This is a genomic window from Mycobacterium sp. 012931, assembly GCF_000419295.1.
GTDB lineage: Bacteria > Actinomycetota > Actinomycetes > Mycobacteriales > Mycobacteriaceae > Mycobacterium > Mycobacterium marinum.
The window spans coordinates 269,493-295,483 of record NZ_AOPX01000001.1; the positions used below are offsets into that span (position 1 = coordinate 269,493).

Consider the following 25,991-nt stretch of genomic DNA (forward strand, 5'->3'; position numbering starts at 1 on the left):
GCGTGATGCCGCCGGCGCTCCGGGTCTACTGTGTCCCGCACGCGATTGGCAGTGCGTCGCTCTATGGTGAGTGGTCTGACCGGTTGCCGTCCTGGGTTCGGGTGGTGCCGCTCGAGTACCCGGGTCACGGGCGGCGGTTCGGCCAGCCGCCACTGACCGCCATCGGCGAGATCGCCTGCGTGTTTGCTCGAGAGCTCGCGGCTGATCTTGACGGACCGTACGCATTGTTCGGGCACAGCATGGGCGCCCTGGTGACTTTTGAGCTGGCCCGAGAACTGAGGCAGCAACGCGCGCCGCTGCCGGTGAAGCTTTATGCAGCGGCCAGCCGCCCCCCGGTCGTTTTTTGGCCCCCTAATCGTGGGCAATATCTTTCGGCCTTGTCCGACAGTGCGCTGCTCAGCCGCCTCAACAGCTTCGGAGGTACCCCCAGCGAACTCTTGCACAACGCTGAGTTGATGGATCTCATGCTGCCGATCGCGAGAGCCGATCTGACCGCCTGCGAGGAATATCTGTACCGCCCGGCACCGCCGTTATCGTGCCCGATAACAGCACTGGGCGGGGTTGGCGACGTCACCTTCGACCAATCCGAGCTGACCCGATGGGGCGAAATGACCAGCGCGACATTCGAGGTGGTGGCCATGCCCGGTGGTCATTTTTTTGTCCGTACCGCAGCCGCCCTGTTGTCCTGGCTCGCCGAGGACTTTCGACGCGTGCTCGGATTTTCGCGCTGACCGGCCGGGCCGATAAGCATCCAGACTGCGATTGCCGCGAAAGGGATACGCGTATCCCAGGTCTTGGACACCGATCTCGCCGCGGCGCCCACCCGTGATGGAGGCGCCCGCTGCGCCCGGCGAATACCCACCCCATGGCGAGGAGCCGGATCGCCTTGCGGCCGGGAAGGAAAGCTCCGCGCTACGGCTCGGTCAGCGCAACGTCCGCCGCCTCGTCGAAGCTCAGCGACTCACCTTCGACGCAGGCAGCCTCAAAGACGGCGTCGGATAGCTCTTCCCGTGCCGCGCGTTGGCACTGCTGGTGCATGGACCCCACCAGCGCTATGACGGTGGATCCCGCTCCGCTGGAGCGGCTCAGCGCGGCGGCCGCTGCCATCAGCACCACGGCACGTCGCAGGTTTCCGTTGGCCCCGGCGGTCCAGGCCAGCCCCTCCAGGTAGCTGGCCCCCGACCAGGGATCATCGATCACCTGGCACAGTTTCAGGCCCTCCCGCAGGCTGCGCTCGGCGGACCCGGTGTCGCCCAGCATCAGGTGGCTCACCGCCAGGGCGCTCAAGGAGTATGTCCGCATCTGGACTTCGACACGCGATTCGGACACCGAGTGGGCTTTCTCCGCCCAGCGCAGTGCGGGTTCAGGATCGCCAACTGCCAAGTGGCGCAGCGACATCAGCCACATGCCGAGCACTTGCAGCTCAAAGTCGCCCGCGGCCAATCCTTGCTCGGCATCGGTCTGGACCTGCTCAACCTGCCCTTGCAGCAGAGCGCCGAGGCCCCGCGCAACCCCGAGCAGCGATTCGGCAATGGGGTCGGGCACCGCCGCGCCGTGTTCGTGTGCTTGCGCCACACATGATTGTGCGGTCGGCCAGTCAGTCTGTAGGACGGCAAACATTGCGAGGGCGGCAAGGGCGGCGATCCGTGCACCGGATGGCTGAGCGGAGGTCGTCGTGCTCAACGCCCGCTCCACCCAAAGCCTTCCGACCTGTAATTTCCCTGAGGCGACAAAGAGATTGCGGAGCTTGGCCGCCATCAGCAGGACGCTCTCCGGAGCCTTTTCCAGCCCGAACTGCAGCGCCTCCTCGATATTGGGAAGTTCGCTGCGCAGGCGGTGAATCCAGTCGACCTGCTTTTGACTGAACCATTCGAGGTGAGCCTGGGTCACCAGCCGCTCACACCAGTCGAAGTGTGACTGTTGCAGGCCTTGGTACTGCTCAGCGTCGATGCGTGAATTGCCATACTCACGCATCGTGCTCAGCAGCCGAAACCGCACCGCACCATCATCTTCGGTGCGAATGAGGATCGACTTGTCCACCAGTGCGCAAAGTTCGTCGAGCAGGTCGTCGGCGTCCATGTCTTGCGGGGCGACGTATTGGGCCGCGTCGAGGTCGAAGCTGCCGGCGAACACCGATAACCGCGCCCACAACTGTTGTTGGATGGGCGTGCAGTGGTCGTAGCTCCAATCGATGCAGTAGCTCAAAGTTTGCTGACGGGTTGGTGCGCCGCGCTGGCCACGGGTCAGCAAGCCAAAGCGGTCCGAGAGCCGGTCGGCGATCTGCTCGACCGACATGGCACGCAGGCGTGCGGCGGCCAACTCGATTGCCAACGGCAATCCGTCGAGCCGCTCGCAAATACGGGCACCCGCGGCCGCGTTGCGCTGGGTCAAGGTGAAGCCGGGTCGGGCGGTGCGGGCACGCTCCACGAACAAAGCCACGGCGTCATAGCGGGCTACGCTGCTGCGGCTGGAAACGGACGCTGCGTCAGGGTAGGGCAGTGGGGACAGGGCCAGCACCGCCTCCCCGCCGATACCGAGGAGTTCGCGGCTGGTTGCCAGGATGTGCAGCTGCGGGCAGCCTTGCAGCAGTGTGTCAATGAGCTGGGCGGCGTGGTCGATGACGTATTCGCAGCCATCGAAGATCACCAGCGCATCGCGTTCGGCGAGGGCGTCGGTGAGCACCTCGGTCAGCGGTCTTGCACCCTGATCCCGAATACCCAACATGCGCGCCGCCAGCCCGGCCAGTAGCGCCCCGTCGCTGAGCTCGCCGATGTCGACCAGCCACACGCCATCGTGGAAATGGGACACATGTTCCCCGGCAGCCTGCACCGCCAGGGAGGTCTTGCCGACCCCGCCCACCCCGGTCAAGGTGACCAGTCGCGACGTCGAGATCAGGGCACCAAGCTCGGCGAGTTCGGCCTGGCGCCCGACAAAACCCGCGAGCTTCGCGGGCAGATTTCCTCGAGTTTGTCTTGCCGATACGTGCCAGGCTGATTCGCTTGAGACGGAGGTGGACCGCTTGCCGCCCTCCAGCGCCATTGCGTCGACGGCCTGGCCATGGGCGGCCTGCAGACTCTGAATCGCCTCACCAAGCTCGACCATGGTGGGTCGAGCCGCTGGGTCACGAGACAGTGCCCTGTTCACCACCGACGCGACGTCTTCGGCGACGTCATACTCGGCTAGATCGGGAACTGGATCGTTGGCCACCCGCAATATCTGCGCGATCACCGATTCGCCCTTGCGGCGCTCAAAGGGAGCGTGACCGGTCAGCGCGCAAAACAGCGTCGCGCCCACCCCGTATACATCCGACGCACGATCGGGTTCACCGCCGCGAGCCAGCTCGCTGGCGGTAAAGGCCGGGGAGGCGGTGAACAGGCCGGTGGCTGTTCTGAATCCGCCGGCCATGTGGGCGAGCCCGAAATCGGTCAGGGCGGGCTCGCCGAAATCGGTGAGCAACACATTGGCCGGTTTGATATCCCGATGCAGGATATCCAGCCGGTGTGCCGATTCCAGCCCCGCCGCCAGGGCGACGCCGAGCTGCAAGACGTCCGCCAACGATAGCCGGCCCAACCGACTGATTTCGGTTTGCACGGAACCCCGCCGGCAATACGGCATCACCAGGTACGGGTGGCCGTCGCGGGTTTCACCGATCTGGAGCACAGAGACGATGTTGGGATGCCCGGTCAGCTTGGCCATCGCCCGCTGCTCACGCTCGAAGCGAGGCCGGTTCTCGTCAAGGTCGATGGTCAGCACCTTGATCGCCACTACCCGATCCAGATCGACTTGCCGGCAGCGATACACGACACCGAAACCGCCGCGACCGACTTCCGCGGCGTCGGCAAAGCCATCCACGTTGAGCTGCTCAGCCAGAGGGTTGATCAAGCCACACGCCTTGCGTCGAACAGTCTTGCTCGCTAATTGACGAGTGTAGTGATTCTGTGACCGGTTCTGACCGCGATTCACCGATTCGATCGGTGCGCGATGTAGCCGACCCCGACCACTATGAGCGGTCCGATGCGTCGCGGCTTGGTCAGTGCGGCGGGCACGCCACGCATGGGCCGGCAAACTTCAGAGAGCTACCATTCGTGGCCCAACGCAAAAGCCACTGCCTCATCGAAGGTTAGTGATTCTCCCTGAATGCGAGCGCTTTCAAACTCCGTCTCGGATAATTCGGCGCGGGCCCGACGTTCGCAGTCGGCATGAAATGGACCCATCACAGCAAAAAATGTTGTGCTGGAACCGGTAGTTATCTGGCTGATCGTGGCGGCTGCCGTCATCAGGACCACCGCGCGTCGCAGATTGTTGTTGGCCGCCGACGTCCAGGCCATCCCCTCCAAGCATTGGGCGCCAGCAAAGGGGTAGTCGCTGGCGCGGCACAGCTCGAGGGCTTTCCGGAGCGCACTATCGGCGTGTTCAACATCGCCCCGCGTGAGCCAGCCGACTACGAGTGCACTCACAGTGAACGTCCGCATCTGCACCTCGTGGCGTGATTCGGCCAAGGCGTATGCCCGTTCAGCCCAGTGCAGCGCCTGATCGGCGTCACCGACCAGCGCGGAGTGAAATGACATCACCCACATGCGCCCAATTCGGACCTGGTAATCGTCATAATCGCCGGTGATGGCAAGTCCGCGTTCGGCACTGACGCGGGCCTGGTCGATTTCGCCGCGCAGTAAGGTCGAGAACCCGTCGTAGCCGCAGAACAAGCCATCCATCTCGGGATAAGGCTCGAGCTCGAGCAGGTTGCGGGCCTCGGCCAACCACTGCGTCACGGCCGGCCAGTCCATCTGAAAGTAAGCGAAACCGACTCCGGTGGTAAGCCCCCGGATCCGGTTCTTTGTTGAGCTCTCGGGGGTAGCGCTCAATGCCCTATCGAGCCAGCGGCGGCCCTCCTTCAGTTTGCCGGAGACAATAAAGAGCATGCGCAGGTCGGCGACCATTTCCAGGGCGGTGTCGGGGGCATGAGTCAGGCCGAACTGCAGGGCTTCCTGGACGTTGGGCAGCTCGCGGCGCATGCGGCGGATCCAGTTGACTTGGTGCTCGCTGAACCATTCGGCGTGGGCCTTGGCCACTAGTTGCCGATACCCATCGAGGTGGCGTTGCCGTAGGAGCTGGTGGTCGGCCGCGGTCAGGCACGATGCGCCGTATTCGCGCAGTGTGGCCAGCAGTCGAAAGCGCACTTCGGCGTCGTCGTTGTTGTCGATGCGGCTCAGGATCGACTTGTCGACCAGTTCGCAGAGCTGGTCGAGCAGGTCATCGGGGCAGGTGTCGGGGGCGCAGACGTGGTGGGCCAGGTCCAGGTCGAAGCTGCCGGCAAATACCGAAAGGCGCGCCCAGAGTTGTTGTTCGGCAGTGGAACAGCGCTGGTAGCTCCAGTCGATGCAGCAGCGCAGAGTTTGTTGATGCGTCGGCGACCCGCGGTAGCCGCGGCTGAGCAGCGCGAAGCTTTCGGAGAGCCGGGCGGCGATCTGTTGCACCGGCATGGCACGCACGCGCGCGGCGGCGAGTTCGACGGCCAGCGGGACCCCGTCGAGGCGCGAGCAGATGAGCGCAATGGCGCCGGCGTTGTGCTCGGTAAGGGTGAAGCCGGGCCGAGCGGCTTGTGCCCGCTCAACGAATAGAGCTACCGCGTCGTAGTCGGCGAGAGCGGCTCGGCTGGTGCCGGTGGTGGTGTCTGGGTAGCGCAGCGGGGAGACGGCGAACACGGCTTCGCCGTCGAGGCTGAGTAGTTCGCGGCTGGTCGCCACGATCTGTAACCTCGGGCAGCCGCGCAGCAGGGTGTCGATGAGCGCGGCGGCCTCGTCGATGACGTGTTCACAGTTGTCGAACACCAGCAACATTTCGCGTTCGCCGATGGCGTCGACCATCACCTCGGGCAGCGCCCTGCTGCCCTGATCGTGGATTCCCAGGGCGCCCGCGGCCAGCCCGGGCAGCAGGGCGCCGTCGCGCAACTCGCCGATGTCGATCACCCACACCCCGGCTGGGTAGTCGGCGGCCCGGGTGCGCGCGGCCCGCAGCGCCAGGGTGGTCTTGCCGACCCCGCCGGCCCCGACCAGTGTCACCAACCGCGCGGTCGAGAACAGCTCGGCCAGCGCCGCGAGTTCGGCGGCGCGGCCGACGAACTCGCTCAACGGAGCAGGCAGGTTGCCCCGGACTCGCGGCGGCGGCACGGGTCGGGCGGCGGCGGTCTTGCCCGTGTGCTTGGCGCCCTGCAACGCCATCGCGTCGATAGCCAAGCCGCGGGTGGCCTGAAGCTCTTGCAGCGCCTCGCCGAACTCAACCATGGCCGGGCGGGCAGTGGGTTCGGGTGCGAGCGCCGCGCCAATCACCACGGCTAGGTCGTCGTCAACGCCGTATGCGCGCAGGTCGGGCGCGGACTCGGTGGCGATGCGCAGCAGCTGCGCCATGAGCACTTCCCCGTCGCGGCGGGCAAACGGTGGTTGGCCGGTCAACGCGCAAAACAGGGTCGCTCCCAGCCCGTAGACGTCTGAGGCCTGGTCGGGTTCTTTGCCGCTGAGGACTTCCGGGGCGGTGAAGTCCGGGGTGGCTGAGAAAACGCCGCTGGCGGTGTGGAATCCGCCGACCATGTGGGCGATCCCGAAATCGGTCAGGGCCGGGTCACCGAACTCGGTGAGCAACACATTGGCCGGTTTGACATCACGATGAACGATGCCGAGCCGGTGGGCGGATTCCAGACCCGCGGCTACCGCCACCCCCAGCCGCAGCACCTCGCTGACCGCCAACCCGCCGCACTCGGTGATCACCTCCTGCACCGATCCGCGCGAGCAAAACGGCATCACCAGGTACGGATAGCCGCCGGGCGTGTGCCCCACCTGCAGCACCGAGACGATGTTGGGGTGGCCGGTCAATCTGGCCATCGCGCGCTGCTCACGCTCAAAACGTGGCCGGTTCTGTTCCAGATCAGCGGTCAGCACCTTGACCGCCACCACCCGATCCAATTCCACCTGCCGGGCCCGGTACACCACCCCGAAACCACCACGGCCCACCTCGACCGCGTCGGCAAACCCATCCGCGCCCAACTGCCCGATCAGCTGACTAACCATCCCACGATCCGCAATCGCGCATCCCGCCCTCGTCGAGCAATCACCCTGAGTAAACGCCGGTTAAAGCACTCTACCCGGCCATCGGCCGGTTCCTCGTCTCACCAAACCTTCGTCCAGCAGGTGCGCGCGGATCGGGATGTTGCCGGCTCGGCGATAGAAATTCACGTTCGCCTGGACAACACTCGCGCCGGTCTTGGACGGGCGGATTCCGCCGCGGTGGGCGGTGCTGGCCAACCGACTCTTCAATCTCAGACGGATAGTTGCGATTTCGTGCAGCAACTCCGAGGTCTCTGACCGCTACAGCACTCGGTGGCCCCACCAGAGGCATCAACCATTGCGACGATGACTCGACCGCACCCGGCAAACACCCTCCGCCTGGCGCGTCAGGGTGCCAAGCATCACGGTCTGTGATAGTCAGGAAGCGGACAGCCCAAGGTTCGGCACGAATCCTTGACCTGGTGGCCAGCGGCGACACGTGATGCGCGCGATCTCGATGACGTTATGAGAAGTCATGACGTTTGCGTCGCTGATTATCTGGCGAAGCGCTGTCGGCTTGGCGGGCTGGCGGTGGAGGGGCTCGCTCAGACTTTGGACCGGGCTGGAGGCATATGGGTACCAGTGCTGATCACGACCACAGAGATCTGAAATTGTGGGACGCCTTCCGTAAAAGGCGCACTCACCGCGACTTCGAGCAAACAGAGCTTTCGACTGAAGCAATCGGTGCCCTGGTCGAGGCGGCGGCAAGTGCCCAGACATTCCGGCCGGGAGTTCGTCACATCGTCGTGGTTACCGAGCCCGCCTCGGTCGCAACACTCGGCGACGTCGTGCCCGGCTGGGTCAGCAACGCAACGGCGGCCATTGTTCTGTGCACCGATGTCGACAAGGCGGCTGCATTAGCGGGATCGCGCGCGGTGGACATCTACACGAAACTCGATGCGGGTGCCGCCCTGGCGCATATCACCCTCGCAGCAGTCGGACTCGGCGTCGGAATCTGTACCGTCGGCAGCTTTACCGAGGGCGCGGTCCAAGCGGTACTGGATATTCCTGATCACATTCGGCCAGATGTCGTCATCGGCATCGGTATTCCGATCCGCAACCCACTGCCCGCCCCGCCCCGCGCCGCGTTCCAACCGGGGGTGCATTACAACCGGTTCGGGAAGCCGACCGAGAGCACCGCACCATGAATTGTTTAGAAGGGCGGGGATTTCCGTGAAGAAGCCCACACAGGACGAACTCGTCTCCATCGTCGCGTACCTTCTTGGATCGGCGGCGCTCACAGATCAAGAGGCGCCCGCGATTACCGCACTGCACTTCGTCGGCGCCGGCATGCGAATCCTTGAAATCGTGGCGCAGGAGACCGATGACGATTTCGCACAGGCGAAGATGAAAACGATCGAACAGCGAATACAACAGGTGCTCGGCGATCCGGCCGCGCTGTCGGAATACCTTCACTGCATCGCGAAGGAGTTCGCCAAAGAGGTCGCGAACCGACGCCAAGTAGCAGCGGGTTCCGGGCTGCCCAGCGATCGGGCGACCGAATCGCCCACCGAGCCACCAACCTCATAGCATCGTTGCCTTCGCGGCCTCGTCGTCCCACCTCTGTCCGACGAGCCGCAAATCACGCCGGCACGGGCCGGCCCCCACCCGCTACGGCTCCAGAACGATCTTGCCCAGCACGGCGCCGTCGGCCAGACTCTGCAGCGCGGCTTGCGCCTCGCTGAGCGGAAAACGCTGCGGCGGAGGCGGTCTCAGCCCCAGGGAAACCAGGTGATTGAGCCCCCAGGAGAACAAGTACACCGAACCGGGCACCCGGTTGAGGTATTCGCCCCACGCGACACCCAGCACGCCGACGTTGCGCCGCAGCAAGCGATTGACCGCGAGCGTCGGGATGCTGCCCGCGGCGAAGCCGATCGCCACGAGCTTGCCGTCGATCGCCAGCGCGCGAATCGCATCATCGAAGACCGGGCCACCAATCGGGTCGACCACGATATCCACGCCCCGCCCGTGCGTGTGCTTGTGCACCTCCTCGACCCAGCCCTCGGTCAAGGGCAGCACCACATCGGCTCCCACCGAGGCGACATAGTCGATCGCACCCTCCCGGTGCACCACGGCTATCACCTGGCCGGCGCCCATCGCCTTGGCGATCTGGATGGCCGCCGTGCCAACTCCGCCGGCACCACCGAGCACCAACACCGTCTCACCCGGCCGCATCGCGGCCCGGCGAGCCAGCGCGAAGTACATGGTGTTGTAGTTGACCAGCAATGACACCGCTTCGGCGTCATCGAGTTCGGCCGGGCTACGCACCACGTTGGAAACCGGAACCGCCACTTGTTCGGCGTAGCCACCGAGTACGCCGAACGCCGAAACCCGTTCTCCTACCCGAAAGCCCGACCTCGCGGGCGCCGACCGCACGACACCCGCGGTTTCCAGCCCCGGCACGAACGGCGGCGGCAGCTTCAGTTGGTATTCGCCCTTGGTCAGCAGCAGATCCGGAAAGCACACCCCGGCCGCCCGAACATCGATGACGACGTTGCCGCCGCCATCTGAGACGTCGTCTACCTCGGTGTAGACCAGGCCGGACGGACCAGAAAGCTCTTGTACGACACAAGCTTTCATATAGTTACAGCTTGAATCCGGCTTTTTGCGCGCCGGACAGATCGGTGATCTGAGCCCACTGCGCCGCAATGTCCTGCACCGACGGCGGCGTCTGGAAGTTGGCGCCGTCGTTCTGGAACAGCGCGGCGCGCTGCACCTTGCCGCCGCCGACGATGAACACCGACCCGTTGTCGGCGCACTCCTCGGTGCACAGGTAGGCCACCACGGGCGCGACGAATTCCGGCGTGAGCTTCTCGAGCACCTCGGGGGGCATGATGTCTTGGGTCATCCGGGTGGCCGCGATCGGGGCCACCGCGTTGGAATGGATGTTGTACTTGGCGCCCTCCAGCGCCAGGGTATTGATCAGGCCAACCAGCCCGAGCTTGGCCGCGCCGTAGTTGGTCTGCCCGAAGTTGCCGAACAGGCCGCTGGTGGAGGTGGCAACGACGACCCGGCCGTAGCTCTGCTCGCGAAAGTGTGGCCATGCCGCGCGGACGACGTTGTAGCCGCCGTAGAGATGCACCTTCAACACGGCGTCCCAGTTCTCCGACGTCATCTTGTGGAAGGTTCCGTCACGCAGGATGCCGGCGTTGCTCACCACACCATGCACGGCGCCGAACTCGTCGAGCGCGGTCTTGATGATGTTCGCCGCGCCGTCTTCGGTGGCAACACTGTCGTAGTTGGCGACCGCGCGACCGCCACCCTCGCGGATCTCGGTAACAACCTGATCGGCCATCGCCGATCCGGCGCCCGTGCCGTCGCGAGCCCCACCGAGGTCGTTGACGACCACGCTGGCTCCCTCTCGGGCAAGGGTGAGCGCGTATTCGCGGCCCAGTCCCCCACCGGCTCCGGTGACGACGACGACGCGATCCTGTACTCCGGGCATCAGGTTCCTCTCTGTTGACACGGTCGGGTTCGGCCCGGCACCAGGCCGAAGCCGTTGGGCATGGGCGTCAGGCTAGAACAGCCGGCGAGCCAGCTTGAAGGCCCGCTCGGTGTAGGGCGGGTAGATGATGTTGGAGAGGTCGGGGCGAGTCGGCTTGGTCAACACCGACTTGCGGTGACTGAACTCATCGAAGCCCCACTTGCCGTGGTAGGCGCCCATGCCCGAGGCGCCGACACCGCCGAATGGCAACTTCGCCGTCGACACCTGGAAGGCGAGGTGGTTGACCATCATGCCGCCCGCGGGCACCTCGTTGATCACCCGTTCGCGGATTTCGCGCGACTTGGTGAACAGGTATGCCGACAACGGCTTGGGCCGTGAGTTGACGAAACCGATGGCATCATCCAGCGATTTGACGGTGAGCACCGGCAGGATCGGCCCGAAGATCTCGTTGGTCATCACCGGACCGCTCGGATCGGGGTCGACGACCACGGTCGGCTGAATGCGCAGGCTCTCCGCCGTGCACTTGCCGCCCACCTCAACCTTGCACTTACCCCCGGCCTTGGCTTCGGATTCGGCAGCCGCGATGTAGCCGCTCAACCGGTCGAACTGGCGCCGGTTGACGATCCGCAGCCCGTCGGGGTCGTCTTGGGAGCGGAACTTGGTGACGGCGGCGCCGATCTTGCCCACGAGTTCGTCCCGAATCGTTGCGTCAGCCAGCACGTAGTCGGGAGCAACACAGGTCTGGCCGCCGTTGAGCAGTTTGATCCAGGCGATCCGCTTGGCCGCGACATCGATGTCGGCGTCCGCGGCTACGATCACCGGGCTCTTGCCGCCGAGTTCGAGGGTGACCGGGGTCAGATGCGGCGCGGCGCCTTCGTAGACCTTGCGGCCGATCTCGGTGCCGCCGGTGAACATCACCCGATCCAGGCCCTGCCCAATCAGCTCCTGGCTCACCGCGCCGTCGCCTTCGATCACCGCAATCGCGTCACGGTCCAGATAGCGGGGCACCAATTCGGCCATCAAACGCGACGATGCCTCGGCGATTTCGGAGGGTTTGAGAACGACGGTGTTGCCGGCCGCGATCGCACCGACCGCCGGACCCAGCGTCAGATAGAACGGATAGTTCCAGGCGCCGATGATCAGCACGGTGCCGTACGGCTCGTACTGCACCCAGCCCCGGCCGGGCAACTGCGGCGCTTCGAGCAAGACGTGCTTGCGCCGCATCCACTTGCGTACCTTCTTGGCCGCGTACTTCGCTTCGGCGATGGTCGTTGCGATGTCGGCGATGAACGCCTCTACCGGGTTGCGGTCCAGATCCTCGACCAGCGCTTTGGTGATGGCGTCTTCGTTTTCCTCCATCAACCTTTGCAGCTGCAGCAGTTGCTGTTTGCGCCACTGCACGTTGCGGGTCCGCCCGGAGGCAAACGTCTGGCGCAGCCGGGCGACGGTGGCACCGACATCGGTTGGCTTGGAATCGTCGGACGGGGCTCGAACTCCGCCGGCTCCGTTTGCTCCGCGCTCCTGAGCTTTGGCTGCAACCGATTCGGTGGTCATCATTGTCCTTCCCTTCCGGCGGTGCCCAGGCTACGTCGCGTGGTCGCACACCGGTGATAACCGCGATCCTAGTCACCCGGCCAGCGCAGCAATAGAAAGATCGTGCCGGATCCGGGCATCCGCCCGCACAACGCCAACGGTCGACGGATTCGTCAGGGCTTACCCGCGGTCACGAAACGGTTGACGAACGGCCCTTCCTGCGAGTGCGCCGTCCGGCCCAGCCGGAGGGCTTCCGCGCCCGCCTGGACCGAATCCGTCGTCCAGCCGTGCGCGGCGAACCAATCGGCGGGGTCGGGCTGGCCTTCGTCGTCGAACCACAGGTCAAAGGGATCAAACGAGGTGTCCTGACCGCGGGCCTGGCGCTTGGCGCGCTGCCGGGCCCACCTCTGGGCCCGTTCTTCGGCCGCTCGGCGAGCGTCCTCGTCTACCCCGAACATCTCGACGGCCACCCGGCTGCCGGTCGCACTGTTGGCGTCGATGGCGGTGAACAGCGCGTGTTGGGCGGCCGCCGGCAGAAACGGCAGCAGCCCTTCGGCCAGCCAGGCCGTCGGAAGCGACGTCTGAAAACCCGCGTCACGTAACGCCTGCGGCCAATCGTGGCGCAGGTCGACCGGTACCGCCCGCAGCGCAGCGACCGGTGCGGCGCCATGGCGGGCCAGGGTGTGTTCCTTGTAGTCCAGCACCTTGGGCAGATCGATCTCGTAGACCGTGGTACCGCCCGGCCAGTCCAGCCGGTAGGCGCGGGAATCCAGACCGGCCGCCAGAATGACCACCTGGCGGATCCCGGCCGCTACCGCATCGATGAAGTAGCTATCGAAGAAGTGGGTGCGCACGGCCAGATAGTCGGTCATCTGTTGGGAGTCGACGGTGAAGTCGGGATCATCGTCGTCATCGGTCTGCGCCCACCAGGCGGCGACCTGTTCGCGAACCGCCGCCAGCTCGGGGGTGGAGACCAACGGCTCGGCGAACTGGTCACGGATCAGTGGGGTCTCGCTGGCGGTCTCGGCGGCCCGAGCCAGCGCGACCATCACCGCGGTCGCTCCGACACTGGTCGCGATGTCCCAGGAATCGTCGGCGGTGCGCGGCATTACAGCCGTTTCGCGGTCACGAAGTCGGAGTAGGCCTGCTTGTCGTCGGCCATCGGCACGCCTTCGACCCAGCGCCCCACCCGGTGCATCTCGTCGCAGGCGTTCTGGGCGTTGGCCCGCCAGCCATGCTCGTTGAGCCACTGTCCGAGCAGCGCGCGGTCCGGGTCGTGGTAGATCAGCTCGTGCACGTCGATGGTTTGTTCGAGGCCGAGTGTCTGGGCGACCTTTCTGAATCGCTCCCGCATTTGTTCGCGCCGCTCATCGGCGTGGTTGCCCGCGGTTTCGGCCGCAATGCGGCTGCCCGCGCAGCTGAGTTCGCCAATTTGGGTGAACAGCCGGTCTTGCGCCTCGGCGGGCAGGTACATCAACAAGCCCTCGGCCAGCCATGCGGTTCGCGCACTCGGATCGAACCCGGCGGCGCGCAGGGCACTCGGCCAGTCCTGGCGCAGGTCAATGGCCACCTCACGGCGCTCGGCCGCCGGCGTTACCCCGTTTTCGGCCAGGGTGGCCGACTTGTAGGCCAGCACCTGAGGCTGATCGATCTCGTAGACAGTGGTGCCCGCCGGCCAGTCCAGCCGGTAGGCGCGCGAATCCAGTCCCGACGCCAAGATCACGACCTGCCGGATCCCGGCCGCGACCGCGTCGGCGAAGTAGGTGTCAAAGAAGTTCGTCCGGACCGCCTGGTAGCTGCGCATGTGCTCGACGGTGGCGGCGGTTTCGGCATCGATGGCCTCGACTTTGGCCACCATCTCCTGATCGAGCATCGCTTCCCAGATGACGCCGGCATTGGCGTTGGTGACCAGCATCCTGGCGTACGGGTCGCGGATCAGCGGCTCGGGCTTGCTGGTTTCGACGGCCCGGGCCGCTGCCACCATGACAGCGGTCGCGCCGACGCTGGTTCTGATGTCCCACGTGTCGTCGTGGGTGCGCATTGTGCTCATCGCGTCCTCCGCTCTATCGCGAAATCTCGAGTGATGCTCGTAGCAGTGTGGTCGTGATCGCCTCGTCCACCAGGTCCTCGGGAACCGGCCGACCCAGCCGGGCCATCTCTTCCCGGTTGCTCACGCTGTACACCTGCCAGCCGTGATTGGCCAGCCATTCGGCCGCGTCCGCGCGGCCCGGTTCACGATAGCTCAACGCCTCGACGTTGATGTCCAGACCCAGCCGGTCGCGCATCCGATTCCAGCGTTGCTTGTTGCCGGTCAGGTTCATCGTGAACGACTCGACGGCGATGCGGCTGCGCGGCGCGCTGAGGTCCGTGATCATCTCGAAGAGTCGGTCCTGGGCATCGCCGGGCAGATATGGCAGCAAGCCCTCGGCCAGCCACGCCGTCGGCCGGTCCCGGTCGAATCCGGCGCGCAGCAGCGCGGCCGGCCAGTCCTCACGCAGATCCACCGCGACCCCATGTCGTGTCGCGGCGGCGGTCACCCCGTGTGATTCCAGGATCTGGGCCTTGTACTCCAATACCTTCGGCTGGTCGATTTCAAAGACCACGGCCTCGGGCGGCCAGTTCAAGCGGTAGGCCCGGCAATCCAGCCCCGCAGCCAAGATCACCGCTTGCTCGATCCCGGCACCGGCAGCGGCAGCGAAGTACTCATCGAAGAAGTGGGTACGCACCGCCTGGTAGTCACAGCCGAGCCGGTGCAGACGTTGCCCGTGCGGGTCGTCATCGAGCCAGCCGATGTCGGGATCGGCCAACCGGGCCCACGCCGGGCCGGCCGATGACACCAGGATCGCGGCGAACTCGTCGCGAATCAGGGGATTGGCACCGGCCGTCTCGACCGCCCGGGCGGCGGCGACGCCCAATGCGGTCGCGCCAACACTTTCGGTGACGGTCCAGCTGTCACCATCACTACGCAGGGAGTCGACCTCATCAAGTTCTGTCATGACCAAACCATGCTACCTAGTAAGTTAGGCAACCTATACTCTGTGTGGCCCAGGTTACGGCAAGCGGATCCACCGTTGGGGCTACAACCGGGCCTACACCGGCAATTGGCCAGTAATCCAGCAATTACGCCTGCGACCGCTCCGCTAGGACCGCGGCTTCCACAGCGTGCCGGCCATCATCTTGCACAGCGTGTCCAGGATGTTTTCCATGTCCCGGTAGCTGCCCACAAACCCGGCATAGAAGCCCACGCCGCACAGCAGGAGCAACAGCGCCTCCGCCAACTGAGACGCGTCAACCCCCGCCTCGAGCTCCCCCCGCTGGATCGCATCGCGAACGGCGGTGTCCAGAAATTCGCGGGTGGCCGCGACCGCGTCGTGGTCACTGCGCCGCAATTCCGGATGCCGCTGCGATTCGAGCACGGCCGTGGCCAGGAACGCCGTGGTGGCGGGATGGGAGGCATCGGCCTCCTTCGCCACCATCACGAACGTGCACAGCTGCCCCAGCAGGGTCTGCACCGAGCGAGCCCGTTCAACACCGGCGGCGACGACCAGTTCGTTGGTCTGAACCACCACTTCGCGATACAAAGCCTGCTTGCTGGCGAAGTAGTGATTGATCGCCGGCCGGGTCAAATCGGCACTGACAGCAATCGCCTGGAACGTCGCCCCGTCATATCCGCGTTCACTGAACACTTCGCGGGCAGCACCAACGATGCGCCGGCGGGTGTCGTCAGCTTTCGCGGCGGGGGGACGGCCTGGACCTCGGCTGGCCGTTAACTGCATCACTCAAGTGTGCCACCGCCGCGATGCGGCTCCAGCGCGTTCGCCGGGATGCTACGGAACTTCCCAGATTGATAATCCTCGAAGACCTCGATCACTTCGGCCTTGGAATTCATCACAAACGGCCCGTAGTGAACGACCGGTTCCCGGATCGGACGACCGCCCAAGATGAGCAGTTCAAGAGCCGTACCACGATATTTGTCCGGCGCAGAGTCGGCGACGACGGTAATCCGGTCCCCGGCACCCATGACCGCCAGTTGCCCCAGGTGAATTGGGTGGCCGGCCGGCCCCACCGCGCCACGGCCAGCCAGAACGTACACCAGCGAATTTAGATCACGCTGCCATGGAATGTTCAGCTGAGCACCAGCGTGGACAGTCGCGTGCGCGAGGGTGATCGGCGTATGGGTGATTCCGGGCCCGCGATGGCCGTCGATCTCGCCGGCGATAATGCGAACCAGAGCCCCACCATCCGCGGACGCGAGCAGCTCAACGTCGCCGCCTTCGATGGCCTGATAGCGCGGTGGCGTGAACTTCTTTTTCCGCGGCAGATTCACCCACAACTGAATGCCGTGGAACGTTCCGCCGCGCAAGACGGTATCGACAGGCGGTGTTTCTATATGTAGGACGCCCGATCCGGACGTCATCCATTGCGTCGCACCGTCGGTGATCAGGCCTCCGCCGCCATGAGAATCCTGGTGCGCGAGTTTCCCGTCGATCATGTAGGTGACCGTCTCGAACCCTCGGTGCGGATGCCAGTCGGTGCCCCGAGGCTCTCCCGGCTCGTACTCCACTTCGCCGATCTGGTCCATGCGCACGAACGGGTCCAGGTCGGCCATGCCGACCCCCGCAAAGGCCCGGACCACCGGGAATCCCTCACCCTCGTAGCCGCGCGGGCCGGATGTGATCGAACGGACCGGACGCTCCGTGTCGACGGGCCGGGGCGGACGCACCCGGGGCAACGTGAGCGTGTCTGCGGTAACAGCGGGCATCACTACCTCCTATTCAAACGACTACCGGTATAACCGGACTAGAGTCCGTTTATTCCGGTCTGTCATAGGATGGTCAAATGCTTGTCAGGGCCGTGCTGTGAGCGACCAGAAACCAAACCCCAACGAGTCAACAGAGGTGTCTCCCGCCGCCGCCGGCGGGAGATTCGGCGCCTCGATCAGGAATGCTGGCTACCTACAAAAGTGGTTCCTGTTGGGCATCACGATCGGTGGGATCGCCGGGCTTGGCGCGGTGGTCTTCTATCTCGCGCTGAAATACACCGGCGAGTTTCTGCTCGGTTACCTTGCGGACTACCACATCCCGACGCCGGTCGGGGAGGGCGGCAGCCACGGGTCCAGCGGTTTCGTGCGCCCCTGGGCGATTCCGCTGATCACCACCGGTGGTGCGCTGCTCTCGGCATTCATCGTGGCCAGATTCGCGCCGGAGGCCACCGGGCATGGCACCGCCGAGGCCATCGAGGCGGTACACACCAATCCCCGCAGCATCCGCAGCCGGGCGGTCCTGGTGAAGATGGTGGCCAGCGCGCTGACCATCGGATCGGGTGGTTCAGGTGGCCGGGAAGGCCCCACCGCACAGATCTCGGCCGGCTTTTGTTCCTTTCTGACCCGCCGGTTGGGCCTATCCGACGAGGACGGCCGGACCGCGGTGGCCCTCGGTATCGGTGCGGGCATCGGCGCTATCTTCGCCGCGCCGCTGGGCGGAGCGGTGCTGGCCGCGTCGATCACCTACCGCGATGACTTCGACTACCGCAGTCTGTTGCCCGGTTTCATCACCTCCGGCACAGCGTACGCGGTGCTGGGCGCGTTCATGGGTTTCGACCCCCTGTTCGGCTACATCGACGCCGAGTATCGCTTCGAAAAGGCCTGGCCCCTGCTGTGGTTCGTGGTGATCGGGGTGGTCGCCGCGGCCATCGGCTACCTGTACGCGCGGGTGTTTCACGCGTCGGTGGGACTTGCGCACCGCCTGCCCGGTGGTCCGGTCATCAAGCCGGCGGTCGGCGGACTGCTGGTCGGGCTGATGGGACTCTTGATTCCCCAGATCTTGAGCAGTGGCTACGGCTGGGCGCAGCTGGCGGCCGATCGCAATGCACTCATGGCAATCCCGTTGTGGATCATCATCGTCTTGCCGGTCGCCAAGATCCTGGCCACCTCCCTGTCCATTGGAACCGGTGGCTCCGGCGGGTTGTTCGGCCCGGGAATCGTCATCGGCGCCTTCGTGGGGGCCGCGATCTGGCGACTGGGCGAGCTAACCGGACTGCCCGGTGTGCCAGACGCGCCGGGAATCTTCGTCGTCGTGGCGATGATGACCTGTTTCGGCAGCGTCTCACGTGCCCCACTGGCCGTCATGATCATGGTCGCGGAAATGACCGGCTCCTTCTCGGTGGTGCCCGGGGCCATCCTCGCGGTCGGGATCGCATCGCTGTTGATGTCTCGCACCAACGTCACCATCTACGAAGCGCAGCGGCTCAATCGCGAAACCGCCGAAGCCGAACGCGCAGCTAGGGCCGCCGACCGCGGAAACTGACGCGACACCGCGGGATTGGGCCGCACATCGGCGCCGGTTGCCGGGTCTTCGCGTCTGAGCCTCGATGGGGCCCCGACGGCTGCCACGACATCTTCAGAGCGAGCGGATGTTCTGCACCGGTAGCCGCGGCCCGCGGCGGGGCTCGCGCGCCAGTCCGCTGGCCTCGAGCAACCGAACCACCCGATGCCGGTGAGGCCGCATCGGTTCCAGCAGCTCCAGCATGCCGGCGTCATCGACCGGATGGCCCAGCAACGTCCAGCCGATCATCTTCGGGATGTGGTAATCCCCCACCGATACCGCGTCAGCATCACCGAACGCGCGTTGCACGGTCTCGGCGGCAGTCCACACCCCGACGCCGGGCAAGCTCGTCAGCGCGGCCAGGGCCTCCCCCGCGGGCCGCGTGACAAGCCGTTGCAGTGCCGACGCCCGCTGCGCGCAGCCCACGACCGTCCGTGCCCGCCCGGGATCGACGTTGGCGCGGTGAAACTCCCAGGACGGAATGGCCCGCCACGCATCCGCCGACGGCGGCACCCGCATCCCGTCCGGCGCCGGACCGGGGGCCGGGGTCCCATACCGCGTGACCAACAACCGCCAGGACCGAAACGCCTCCGCGCCGGGCACCCGCTGCTCGATGACCGCGGGAAGCACCGCCTCCAGCACCTGTCCGGTGCGCCCCAACCGCAAATTCGGCAGCCGTCGGTGCGCGGCGGCAACCGTCGGATCCCGCGGTACGAAATCCGCGGCGTCGTCGTCGGCACCCAGCAACGCCGGTAGCTGATCGATGAATTCCTCGGCGCCGCTCCCCCAGGCCTCGCAATGAGCGGTATCGGGCGCGCAGCGGCTGAACCGGGCGGCGACGGGGCCGGAGCCCAGCAGGCTGGTACGCCAGATCGTGCCGTCCCCCGGGACCCGAAAGCACGGGTCCCCGCGGCCGCGGCGAAGCGGCGCCAGGGTGTGCCCGAACCCAGCGGCCCCAGCGAACGTGACCGTGCGCTCAATCTTCACCTGAGAACTCCGTATTCCGACGGCCCGGTCAATTGACCGCAAACTGGCTTCCGAGACAGGATGACTTACGTGATGACGCCGTTCGATGACCCGCAGGCAGAACTGGCGTGGATGTTTCTGCAAAGTATGTGCGAGGGCGGGGATCTAGACGAGGGTTTCGCGCTGCTCAGCGACGATTTCACCTACTGGAGCATCATCACCCGCAGCGCGTTCGAAAAGGATGCGCTGCGCCGCGCGGTGGAACAACGCAAGAAGGTCTTCGAGATCAACATCGACCTGCGGCGCTGCGTCAACGAGGGCGAAACGGTGGTGATCGAGGGACAGTCCGAGGGCATGACGGCCACCGGCGTGCGCTACGACAGCCCGTTTGTCTGCATCTTCGAGACCAAGGACGGGCTGATCGTCTCGCTGCGGGAATACAGCGACACCCAGTCCTTCGCGGCGGTGTTCCCGGCCGGCGCTAATCCGGTATGACGCTGATTTCTGCCTTGTTGGGGTAGAAGGCCACGCGCCCGGCGATCTCGGCAACCGCGGGATAGGGCTGTTCATAAGTCCAGATCACATCCGCGACGGTGTCGCCGGTGCTGGTGGTCACGCTGTAGTAGCTGGCATCACCCTTGAACGGGCAATAGCTGCTGGTGTCGGTGCTGGTCAACCGGTCAGCAACCACGTCAGCACGCGGAATGTATTGCACCGCAGGCAAAGTAGCCTCGCGCAATTCCAGTGCCGCGGCGGTGTCGGCAATGAGCTCGCCGTTGACCCGCACCTGAACCCGTCCCTTGGTCGGCTCGATGGTGATCGGGTGCCCCGCCGAGGGCTCTAGAACTTTTCGATGGCTCATGGTCAGTACCTCCTCGGATCCGAGTCTTTGGTCTGCAACGCTCGATGGCGTTGCAGACTTCCCACCTTTGGTCCGGTGTTCGCACCGCTCGGGCGACGCGATCCCGCGGCTACTCCGACTGTCCCGTCCTGGCGCCTTGGGTGTTCTTGCGCATCGACGCCCAGAACCGCGCTGCCTCGCGTATCGATTCCTCGACGGGCCGCGGCTGCCAGCCCAACTCGCGCACCGCCTTGGCGTGGTCGACCTCGGCCTCGGCGCGCATCATCCGCACCGATTCCAGGCTGAGTTCGGCGTCTTTGCCGGTGAGCCGCGCCCGCAAGCTGCCCAGCGCACCCAGGGCATAGAGCGTCGGCACCGAGATCGTCCGTTGCGGCGGTGCTACCCCGGCCTCGTCGGCCGCGATCCGCACCACCTCTTTCAACGCGATCATCCGCTCGGAGATCAGGTAGCGCTGGCCGCTGCGCCCGCGTTCGGCGGCCAGGATCATCGCCCTGGCCGCATCGTCGACACCCACCACTTCCAGCTTGATGCCGTTCATCAAGAACGGCAGCTTGCCGAACACCGCACCGGCGATGAAGGCGCCGTGTGGGGTGCGACCCCAGTCGCCGCTGCCGTAGGTCGTCGAGACGCACATCGCCACCGCGGGCAGTCCATGTTGGGCCACGTAGTCCATGACGAGATCTTCGGCCTGAACCCGGGATTGGACGTAGGACGAGACCCGCCGTGACCCGCTCCGATCCTCCTCGGTCGCCACGTGCCCATGCCGACGATCCACCGTCGCATAGCTGCTGGTGAACACGAAGCGGCGCAGGCCGGCGTTCTTGGCGACGTCGAGGACATTACGCAGGCCTTCGACGTTGGTGTGAAAAAGCGGCGCCGGGTCGCGTAACCAGGCGCGCGCGTCGACCACGCAGTAATAGACGTCGTCACAGCCCTGCATTGCCTCGCGCACCACGGCCGTGTCGAAGATGTCGCCATGGAATCGGGTGACCGGCAGGTCGTCGATGCTGCGGGTGTTGGCGGTGGGCCGCACCATCACCCGTACCTGCGCGCCATCCTCGATCAGCATGCGGGTGACGTGCGAGCCGAGAAACCCATTGGCGCCGATGACGAGTTTGGGCCCGACACTCATTGCGAGCCCCCGTACTGCTGCATCCAGTTCGCGGCGGCTTCATCGATCGTGCCCAGCTCCGCGGCCTTTCGGCACCACTTCAGCCCGGCTCGCAGAAAGCGCAGCGGGTTGTAGATATCTTCTTGACGGCACCACTGGCCGTCGCCGGCATAGGTGATGATCGAAATGCTGGTCGCGCTGATCACGCTGCCGTCACCCGGATCGCGCATCGGGTTGTCCAGTTCCAGAATGATCCGTCCGGTGGACTCGTCGATGACCGACCACAACGACGGGAACGCCACCATGTGACTGCCCGGAAAGGTCGTCATCGTTTGCCAAATCCAGGCGCGCACTTGCTCGCGGCCGTGCATCGTGCCGGCCGCATGTTCGATGTACTCGACGTCTGGCGTGTAGTGCTGCACCCAGGCATCCCAATCCCGCGACGCGGCCGCGCGGACAACGGTGTCCTCGAACTTCTCGAAGGCCGCCGCCAGTTCGCTGCGAGAAAACTCCGGCCCACTCACCACAAGACCATGAATCTGCTGGAAGAGCGAATTTCTTGGCCGGCATCGGATCTCACGTCAAGCTTTCTGACACCGTTACACCACATCGCCGGAGTGTAGCCTGGGAACGGCCTGGGTCCCTGGGGTACCCGGAGTCCCCGGCTGGCGAGGAGGACCACGATGACGAGCCCGCAAAAGGCAATACTGGCCGGTGGCTGCTTCTGGGGAATGCAAGACCTGATCCGCAAGCAGCCCGGTGTGATCGCGACGCGAGTCGGCTACAGCGGCGGCGACGTCGCCAACGCGACGTACCGCAACCACGGAACTCATGCCGAGGCCGTCGAAATCATCTTCGACCCCCAAGCCACCGACTACCGCACGCTGTTGGAGTTCTTTTTCCAGATCCACGATCCGACGACGCCGAACCGCCAGGGCAATGACCGCGGCACCAGCTACCGGTCGGCCATCTATTACCTCGACGACGAGCAGAAACGAGTCGCGCTGGACACCATCGCCGATGTCGAAGCGTCCGGCCTGTGGCCCGGCAAGGTGGTGACCGAGGTAAGCCCGGCCGGGGACTTCTGGGAGGCGGAGCCCGAACACCAGGATTACCTGCAGCGTTACCCCAGCGGTTACACCTGCCACTTCATCCGGCCGGGGTGGAAGCTGCCGCGACGGGCCACCGCCGGCCAATAGCCGCGGCGCCGCTGGCCCTGAAGCCCGGCCCCGGGATCAGCGACGGTGCACCACAATCCGGCCACCGTTCTTGGGGGTGTAGGCCACACCCCGGCAAAACAGCCGCTCGCCGGCAGCGGTGGTCGGTTCGATGGTGAAGTTGCGCAGCACCGTTCGCAGCACCACGTCCATTTCCATGTTGGCGAACGCGGCACCCACGCACCGCCGGGTTCCGCCACCGAACGGGATCCACCCGAAGGTGGACGGTCTACCACCAATGAAACGCTGCGGATCGAAGCGCTGCGGGTCTGGGAAAATGTCGGGATTGGCATGCATATGCGCGATGTTGACGAGGATCGATTGCCCGCGCGGAATCATCCACTGGCCAAGCTGGTATTGCGGCGCATAGACGTGCCTGGCCGCGAAATCGATGACCGTCCTGGCTCGCTGCACTTCCAGGATGGTGGCCTGGCGTAGCTCGCCCCCCGCATCCTCGGCCTCGGCCACCAGGGCCGCCAGCAGATCGGGGTGGCGGGTCACCCGCTCAAACGCCCACGACAACGTGGACGCCGTCGTTTCATGCCCCGCCGCCAGCAATGCCAGCAGCTCGTCGCCAATATCCTTGCGCGACATACGTGAACCATCGTCGTAGGTGCTGCGCAGCATCAGGGCCAGCACGTCGGTCCGATCCGAGAAGTTCGGGTCCGACCGCTCCTGGTCGATCAGCCTGTCGATGATCACGTCGTACTGGCGCCGATACTCGGCGAGCCGACCCCACGGGCTGAAGCGGCCGTATCGCCGCTTCGGCTTCGGCATCGACGCCAGCCGTGAGCCCAGTGTGGTCCAGGGCGGAATGATCCGGCGCAGTTCGTCGAGTTCGGCGCCATCGGCACCGAAGACCGCGCGCAGGATCGCGTTGAGGGTGATGCGCATCATCGACGGCAGCGTCGGGAAAAGTTGCCCCTCGGGCCAATTGGCGGTTTCGCGCAGGGTCTCTTGTTCGATGATGATTTCGTAGTTCTTCATGCTCTTGCCGTGAAACGGCGGCGCCAACAGCCGCCGCCGGCGGCGGTGGTCGTCCCCGTCGAGCCCGAACACCGAGCCAGACCCGAACATCCGACTCAAATTGGGCTGGATGTTGCCCAGGTCCTCCGGGCTGGCGGTGAAGACCTGCTTGGCCAGTTGTGGGTCGTTGACCACCACCATGTGGCCATAGATCGGGACGTTGAGTGCGAAAACGTCGCCGTTGCGGCGGCTCAGCCAGTCCATCATCCGCCGCCGGGAGGTGGCAAAGGCCAGGCCCTGTAACAACTTCGGAATTCGGGTCGCTTGCGCCATTTTGACCGCCGGCACTGCCGGCGCGTCGGAGATCGCTTGATTCATGGGGGTATCGCTCCCAACACTTGCCCCCGAAACGGGGTTGGTACCACCGTGTACCACTCGCTTTTCTAGTACGGTACTCTTTGGTACCAGTCCTGACAAGGAGTTCGGGTCGACCGAGGAGGCGCGCTCGTGACGGCAGCTGCTAGCAGCCCGGCGGCCCTGGACAGCGACCCGTTTCGGCAGCGCCTGCTCGAGGGCTTGGTCGCCTCGATCGGCGAACGTGGCTACCACGCCACCACCGTCGCCGACATCGTGCGCCACGCGCGAACCTCCAAACGCACGTTTTACGACCGGTTCGAAAGCAAGGAACAGTGCTTCCTGGACTTGCTACGGGCGGACAACGAGCGACTCGCCAAGCGGATCCGCGCGGCCGTCGATCCCGAAGCGGACTGGCAGGCCCAGATACGCCAAGCCGTCGAGGCCTACCTGAGCCACATCGAATCCCGGCTGGCAGTCACCTTGAGCTGGATCCGCGAATTCCCCTCCCTGGGACCCATCTCCTACCCCGTCCAAAGGCACGGGATGAACCTGCTGACCAGCCTGCTCGTCGAGCTCAGCGCCAGCCCCGGATTCCGGCGGGCCGGCTTGCCCGCGGTGCCCGGGGCACTGGCGGTGATCCTGCTGGGGGGTTTNCGTGAACTGACCGCGCTGACCGTCGAGGACGGACGAGACATCCGGGAAATCGTCGAACCGGCGGTGGATGCGTCCATCGTATTGGTCGGCCCACGGCACTAGGCGCGGTGCCCGACTGTGTAGCTCTAGTAGACGGAGGACCTAACGATGCGGCTGTCGACCCGAAACCAGCTCAAGGGCACCATCATCGAGGTGGACCTCGGCGCCGTGATGGCGGTTGTGAAGGTGCGGCTCGACGGCGGCGACCAGGTCATCACCTCCTCGGTCACCAAGGATGCCGCGACCGACCTCGGCCTCGCGGTCGGCCAGCCGGCGACGGTGTTCATCAAGTCCACCGAAGTCACAATCGGAGTCGAGTAGTCCGACATGGCGGCCACGATGCGAGCCGAGCGCTTCTACGCCGATTCCAAAACAGTTGTACTCGAAGATGTTCCGATACCGGAGCCGGGGCCGGGCGAGGTCCTGGTCAAAGTGGCCTACTGCGGGATCTGCCACTCCGATCTGAGTCTGATCAACGGCACCTTCCCCACCCAGGCGCCAGTGGTGACCCAGGGGCACGAGGCGTCGGGCACCATAGCCAAACTCGGCCCCGAGGTTGACGGCTGGTCCGAGGGCGACCGCGTCGTGGTGGCCGCCGGCCGGCCGTGCCAGAGCTGCCCGAACTGCCGACGCGGTGACACGGTGAATTGCCTGCGGATCCAGCTGATGGCGTTCGCCTACGACGGGGCCTGGGCGGAGTACACCGTGGCACAGGCGGCCGGTCTGACCCGGGTGCCCGACAATGTTTCGCTCGACCAAGCCGCGATTCTGGCCGATGCGGTGTCCACACCGTTCGGTGCGGTGGTGCGGACCGGCAAAGTGGCCGTCGGGGAATCGGTCGGGGTGTGGGGCGTGGGTGGCGTCGGAACCCACATCGTGCAACTGGCCCGTTTGGTCGGCGCGGTGCCGGTGATCGCCTTGGACATCAATCCCGTGGTGCTCGACCGGGCGCTGGAACTGGGCGCCGACTACGCCTTCGACTCCCGCGACGACCAACTGCACGACAAGCTCGCCGAGATCACCGGCGGCCGCATGCTCGACGTGGCGTTCGACGCGGTCGGTCTCAAGGCCACCTTCGAGCAGGCGCTCGGATCGCTGACCGCCGGAGGCCGGCTGGTCGGTGTTGGCATGAGTGCCGAATCACCGACCGTGGGACCCACCTCGATGTTCGGACTGACCCACAAGCAGGTACTCGGTCACCTCGGCTACCAGAACGTCGATATCGAAACCCTGGCGAAGCTGGTTTCACTTGGGCGCCTGGATCTTTCGCGCTCCATCAGCGAGATCGTCCCGCTTGAAGACCTGCCGTTGGGTATCGAGAAGCTGGAACGCCAGGACGGCAACCCGATCCGCATCCTGGTCCAGCCCTGACGAGCACGCGCCTCCACGACACTTAAACCACGCACCCGACGCGCCGAGAA

General features: G+C 65.4%; 24 protein-coding genes. 9 read left to right on the top strand and 15 right to left on the bottom strand.

All coding sequences use genetic code 11. The annotated features are described in order from the left end of the window. The first annotated feature begins 5 nt into the window (after window positions 1-5). Entirely contained in the window at window positions 6-731 is a 726-nt protein-coding gene (locus MMSP_RS01140) for a thioesterase II family protein (RefSeq protein WP_036426990.1), read from the top strand. Window positions 732-912: 181 nt separating this feature from the next. Here the strand turns inward: MMSP_RS01140 and MMSP_RS01145 are convergent, their stop codons facing one another. Then, window positions 913-3,882 (bottom strand): protein kinase, encoded by a 2,970-nt coding sequence (locus MMSP_RS01145; protein ID WP_020785128.1) that lies wholly within the window; start codon window positions 3,880-3,882, stop codon window positions 913-915. Window positions 3,883-4,076: 194 nt separating this feature from the next. Continuing rightward, window positions 4,077-7,061 (bottom strand): protein kinase, encoded by a 2,985-nt coding sequence (locus tag MMSP_RS01150; RefSeq protein WP_020785129.1) that lies wholly within the window; start codon window positions 7,059-7,061, stop codon window positions 4,077-4,079. A 608-nt stretch (window positions 7,062-7,669) separates the two neighbouring features. On the opposite strand from MMSP_RS01150, the gene MMSP_RS01155 reads away from it, so the two are divergent. After that, window positions 7,670-8,245 (top strand): nitroreductase family protein, encoded by a 576-nt coding sequence (locus tag MMSP_RS01155; protein ID WP_020785131.1) that lies wholly within the window; start codon window positions 7,670-7,672, stop codon window positions 8,243-8,245. 25 nt (window positions 8,246-8,270) lie between these two features. Further along, window positions 8,271-8,627 carry a DUF6092 family protein gene (locus MMSP_RS01160; protein ID WP_015354139.1) on the top strand — a complete coding sequence of 119 codons (357 nt, stop codon included), beginning with the start codon at window positions 8,271-8,273 and terminating at the stop codon, window positions 8,625-8,627. 81 nt (window positions 8,628-8,708) lie between these two features. Here MMSP_RS01160 and MMSP_RS01165 read toward each other — a convergent pair whose 3' ends face one another. The 8 genes from MMSP_RS01165 to MMSP_RS01200 all read right to left on the bottom strand — a co-directional run bounded on the left by MMSP_RS01165 (window position 8,709) and on the right by MMSP_RS01200 (window position 16,837). Further along, window positions 8,709-9,677, bottom strand: a complete 969-nt coding sequence (locus MMSP_RS01165) for an NADPH:quinone oxidoreductase family protein (RefSeq protein ID WP_020785132.1) — start codon at window positions 9,675-9,677, stop codon at window positions 8,709-8,711. Window positions 9,678-9,681: 4 nt separating this feature from the next. Then, window positions 9,682-10,542, bottom strand: coding sequence for an SDR family oxidoreductase (locus tag MMSP_RS01170; protein WP_011742271.1), 861 nt, complete (start codon window positions 10,540-10,542; stop codon window positions 9,682-9,684). Window positions 10,543-10,614: 72 nt separating this feature from the next. Beyond that, a complete protein-coding gene (locus tag MMSP_RS01175) occupies window positions 10,615-12,099 on the bottom strand; it encodes an aldehyde dehydrogenase family protein (RefSeq protein WP_020785133.1) in 1,485 nt (494 codons plus the stop codon). 149 nt (window positions 12,100-12,248) lie between these two features. Beyond that, window positions 12,249-13,184: an SAM-dependent methyltransferase gene (locus MMSP_RS01180; protein ID WP_012392340.1), complete on the bottom strand. Its 936-nt coding sequence runs from the start codon at window positions 13,182-13,184 to the stop codon at window positions 12,249-12,251. Beyond that, a complete protein-coding gene (locus MMSP_RS01185; RefSeq protein ID WP_086084892.1) occupies window positions 13,184-14,116 on the bottom strand; it encodes a class I SAM-dependent methyltransferase in 933 nt (310 codons plus the stop codon). Before MMSP_RS01185 ends, MMSP_RS01180 begins: the two co-directional genes overlap by 1 nt. A 22-nt stretch (window positions 14,117-14,138) precedes the next feature. Then, window positions 14,139-15,071: a class I SAM-dependent methyltransferase gene (locus tag MMSP_RS01190; protein WP_020785135.1), complete on the bottom strand. Its 933-nt coding sequence runs from the start codon at window positions 15,069-15,071 to the stop codon at window positions 14,139-14,141. 144 nt (window positions 15,072-15,215) lie between these two features. After that, complete coding sequence (locus MMSP_RS01195) at window positions 15,216-15,851, bottom strand: TetR/AcrR family transcriptional regulator (protein WP_012392337.1); 636 nt, start codon at window positions 15,849-15,851, stop codon at window positions 15,216-15,218. Further along, complete coding sequence (locus MMSP_RS01200; RefSeq protein WP_020785136.1) at window positions 15,851-16,837, bottom strand: pirin family protein; 987 nt, start codon at window positions 16,835-16,837, stop codon at window positions 15,851-15,853. Before MMSP_RS01200 ends, MMSP_RS01195 begins: the two co-directional genes overlap by 1 nt. Window positions 16,838-16,934: 97 nt before the next feature. Here MMSP_RS01200 and MMSP_RS01205 point away from each other — a divergent pair, with 97 nt between their 5' ends. Then, window positions 16,935-18,380 carry a chloride channel protein gene (locus tag MMSP_RS01205; protein ID WP_020785137.1) on the top strand — a complete coding sequence of 482 codons (1,446 nt, stop codon included), beginning with the start codon at window positions 16,935-16,937 and terminating at the stop codon, window positions 18,378-18,380. 93 nt (window positions 18,381-18,473) lie between these two features. Here MMSP_RS01205 and MMSP_RS01210 read toward each other — a convergent pair whose 3' ends face one another. Continuing rightward, window positions 18,474-19,385, bottom strand: a complete 912-nt coding sequence (locus tag MMSP_RS01210; RefSeq protein WP_015354132.1) for a DNA-3-methyladenine glycosylase — start codon at window positions 19,383-19,385, stop codon at window positions 18,474-18,476. A gap of 72 nt (window positions 19,386-19,457) precedes the next feature. On the opposite strand from MMSP_RS01210, the gene MMSP_RS01215 reads away from it, so the two are divergent. After that, window positions 19,458-19,859 (top strand): nuclear transport factor 2 family protein, encoded by a 402-nt coding sequence (locus tag MMSP_RS01215; RefSeq protein ID WP_012392333.1) that lies wholly within the window; start codon window positions 19,458-19,460, stop codon window positions 19,857-19,859. Here the strand turns inward: MMSP_RS01215 and MMSP_RS01220 are convergent. The 3 genes from MMSP_RS01220 to MMSP_RS01230 form a co-directional block, all read right to left on the bottom strand. Then, window positions 19,846-20,226 carry a DUF427 domain-containing protein gene (locus tag MMSP_RS01220; protein WP_020785138.1) on the bottom strand — a complete coding sequence of 127 codons (381 nt, stop codon included), beginning with the start codon at window positions 20,224-20,226 and terminating at the stop codon, window positions 19,846-19,848. The two genes, MMSP_RS01215 and MMSP_RS01220, sit on opposite strands and share 14 nt — an antisense overlap. 109 nt (window positions 20,227-20,335) lie before the next feature. Further along, entirely contained in the window at window positions 20,336-21,358 is a 1,023-nt protein-coding gene (locus MMSP_RS01225; protein ID WP_020785139.1) for an NAD-dependent epimerase/dehydratase family protein, read from the bottom strand. Beyond that, window positions 21,355-21,861, bottom strand: a complete 507-nt coding sequence (locus MMSP_RS01230) for a nuclear transport factor 2 family protein (RefSeq protein WP_020785140.1) — start codon at window positions 21,859-21,861, stop codon at window positions 21,355-21,357. Before MMSP_RS01230 ends, MMSP_RS01225 begins: the two co-directional genes overlap by 4 nt. A 159-nt stretch (window positions 21,862-22,020) precedes the next feature. Between MMSP_RS01230 and msrA the strand changes: the two genes are divergently transcribed. Continuing rightward, the gene (gene msrA, locus MMSP_RS01235; protein ID WP_012392330.1) at window positions 22,021-22,536 is read left to right on the top strand and encodes a peptide-methionine (S)-S-oxide reductase MsrA; all 516 of its coding nucleotides are present in this window, start codon (window positions 22,021-22,023) and stop codon (window positions 22,534-22,536) included. Between the two features lie 36 nt (window positions 22,537-22,572). Here msrA and MMSP_RS01240 read toward each other — a convergent pair whose 3' ends face one another. Continuing rightward, entirely contained in the window at window positions 22,573-23,898 is a 1,326-nt protein-coding gene (locus MMSP_RS01240; RefSeq protein ID WP_020785141.1) for a cytochrome P450, read from the bottom strand. Window positions 23,899-24,027: 129 nt separating this feature from the next. Here MMSP_RS01240 and MMSP_RS01245 point away from each other — a divergent pair, with 129 nt between their 5' ends. From MMSP_RS01245 to MMSP_RS01255, 3 genes are read left to right on the top strand one after another with little or no spacing between them, the layout of a single operon-like run. After that, a complete protein-coding gene (locus MMSP_RS01245; RefSeq protein ID WP_020785142.1) occupies window positions 24,028-24,633 on the top strand; it encodes a TetR/AcrR family transcriptional regulator in 606 nt (201 codons plus the stop codon). A gap of 45 nt (window positions 24,634-24,678) precedes the next feature. Beyond that, window positions 24,679-24,891 (top strand): molybdopterin-binding protein, encoded by a 213-nt coding sequence (locus MMSP_RS01250; protein ID WP_012392327.1) that lies wholly within the window; start codon window positions 24,679-24,681, stop codon window positions 24,889-24,891. A 6-nt stretch (window positions 24,892-24,897) separates the two neighbouring features. Beyond that, window positions 24,898-25,941, top strand: coding sequence for a zinc-binding dehydrogenase (locus tag MMSP_RS01255; protein WP_012392326.1), 1,044 nt, complete (start codon window positions 24,898-24,900; stop codon window positions 25,939-25,941). The last annotated feature ends 50 nt before the right edge of the window (window positions 25,942-25,991 follow it).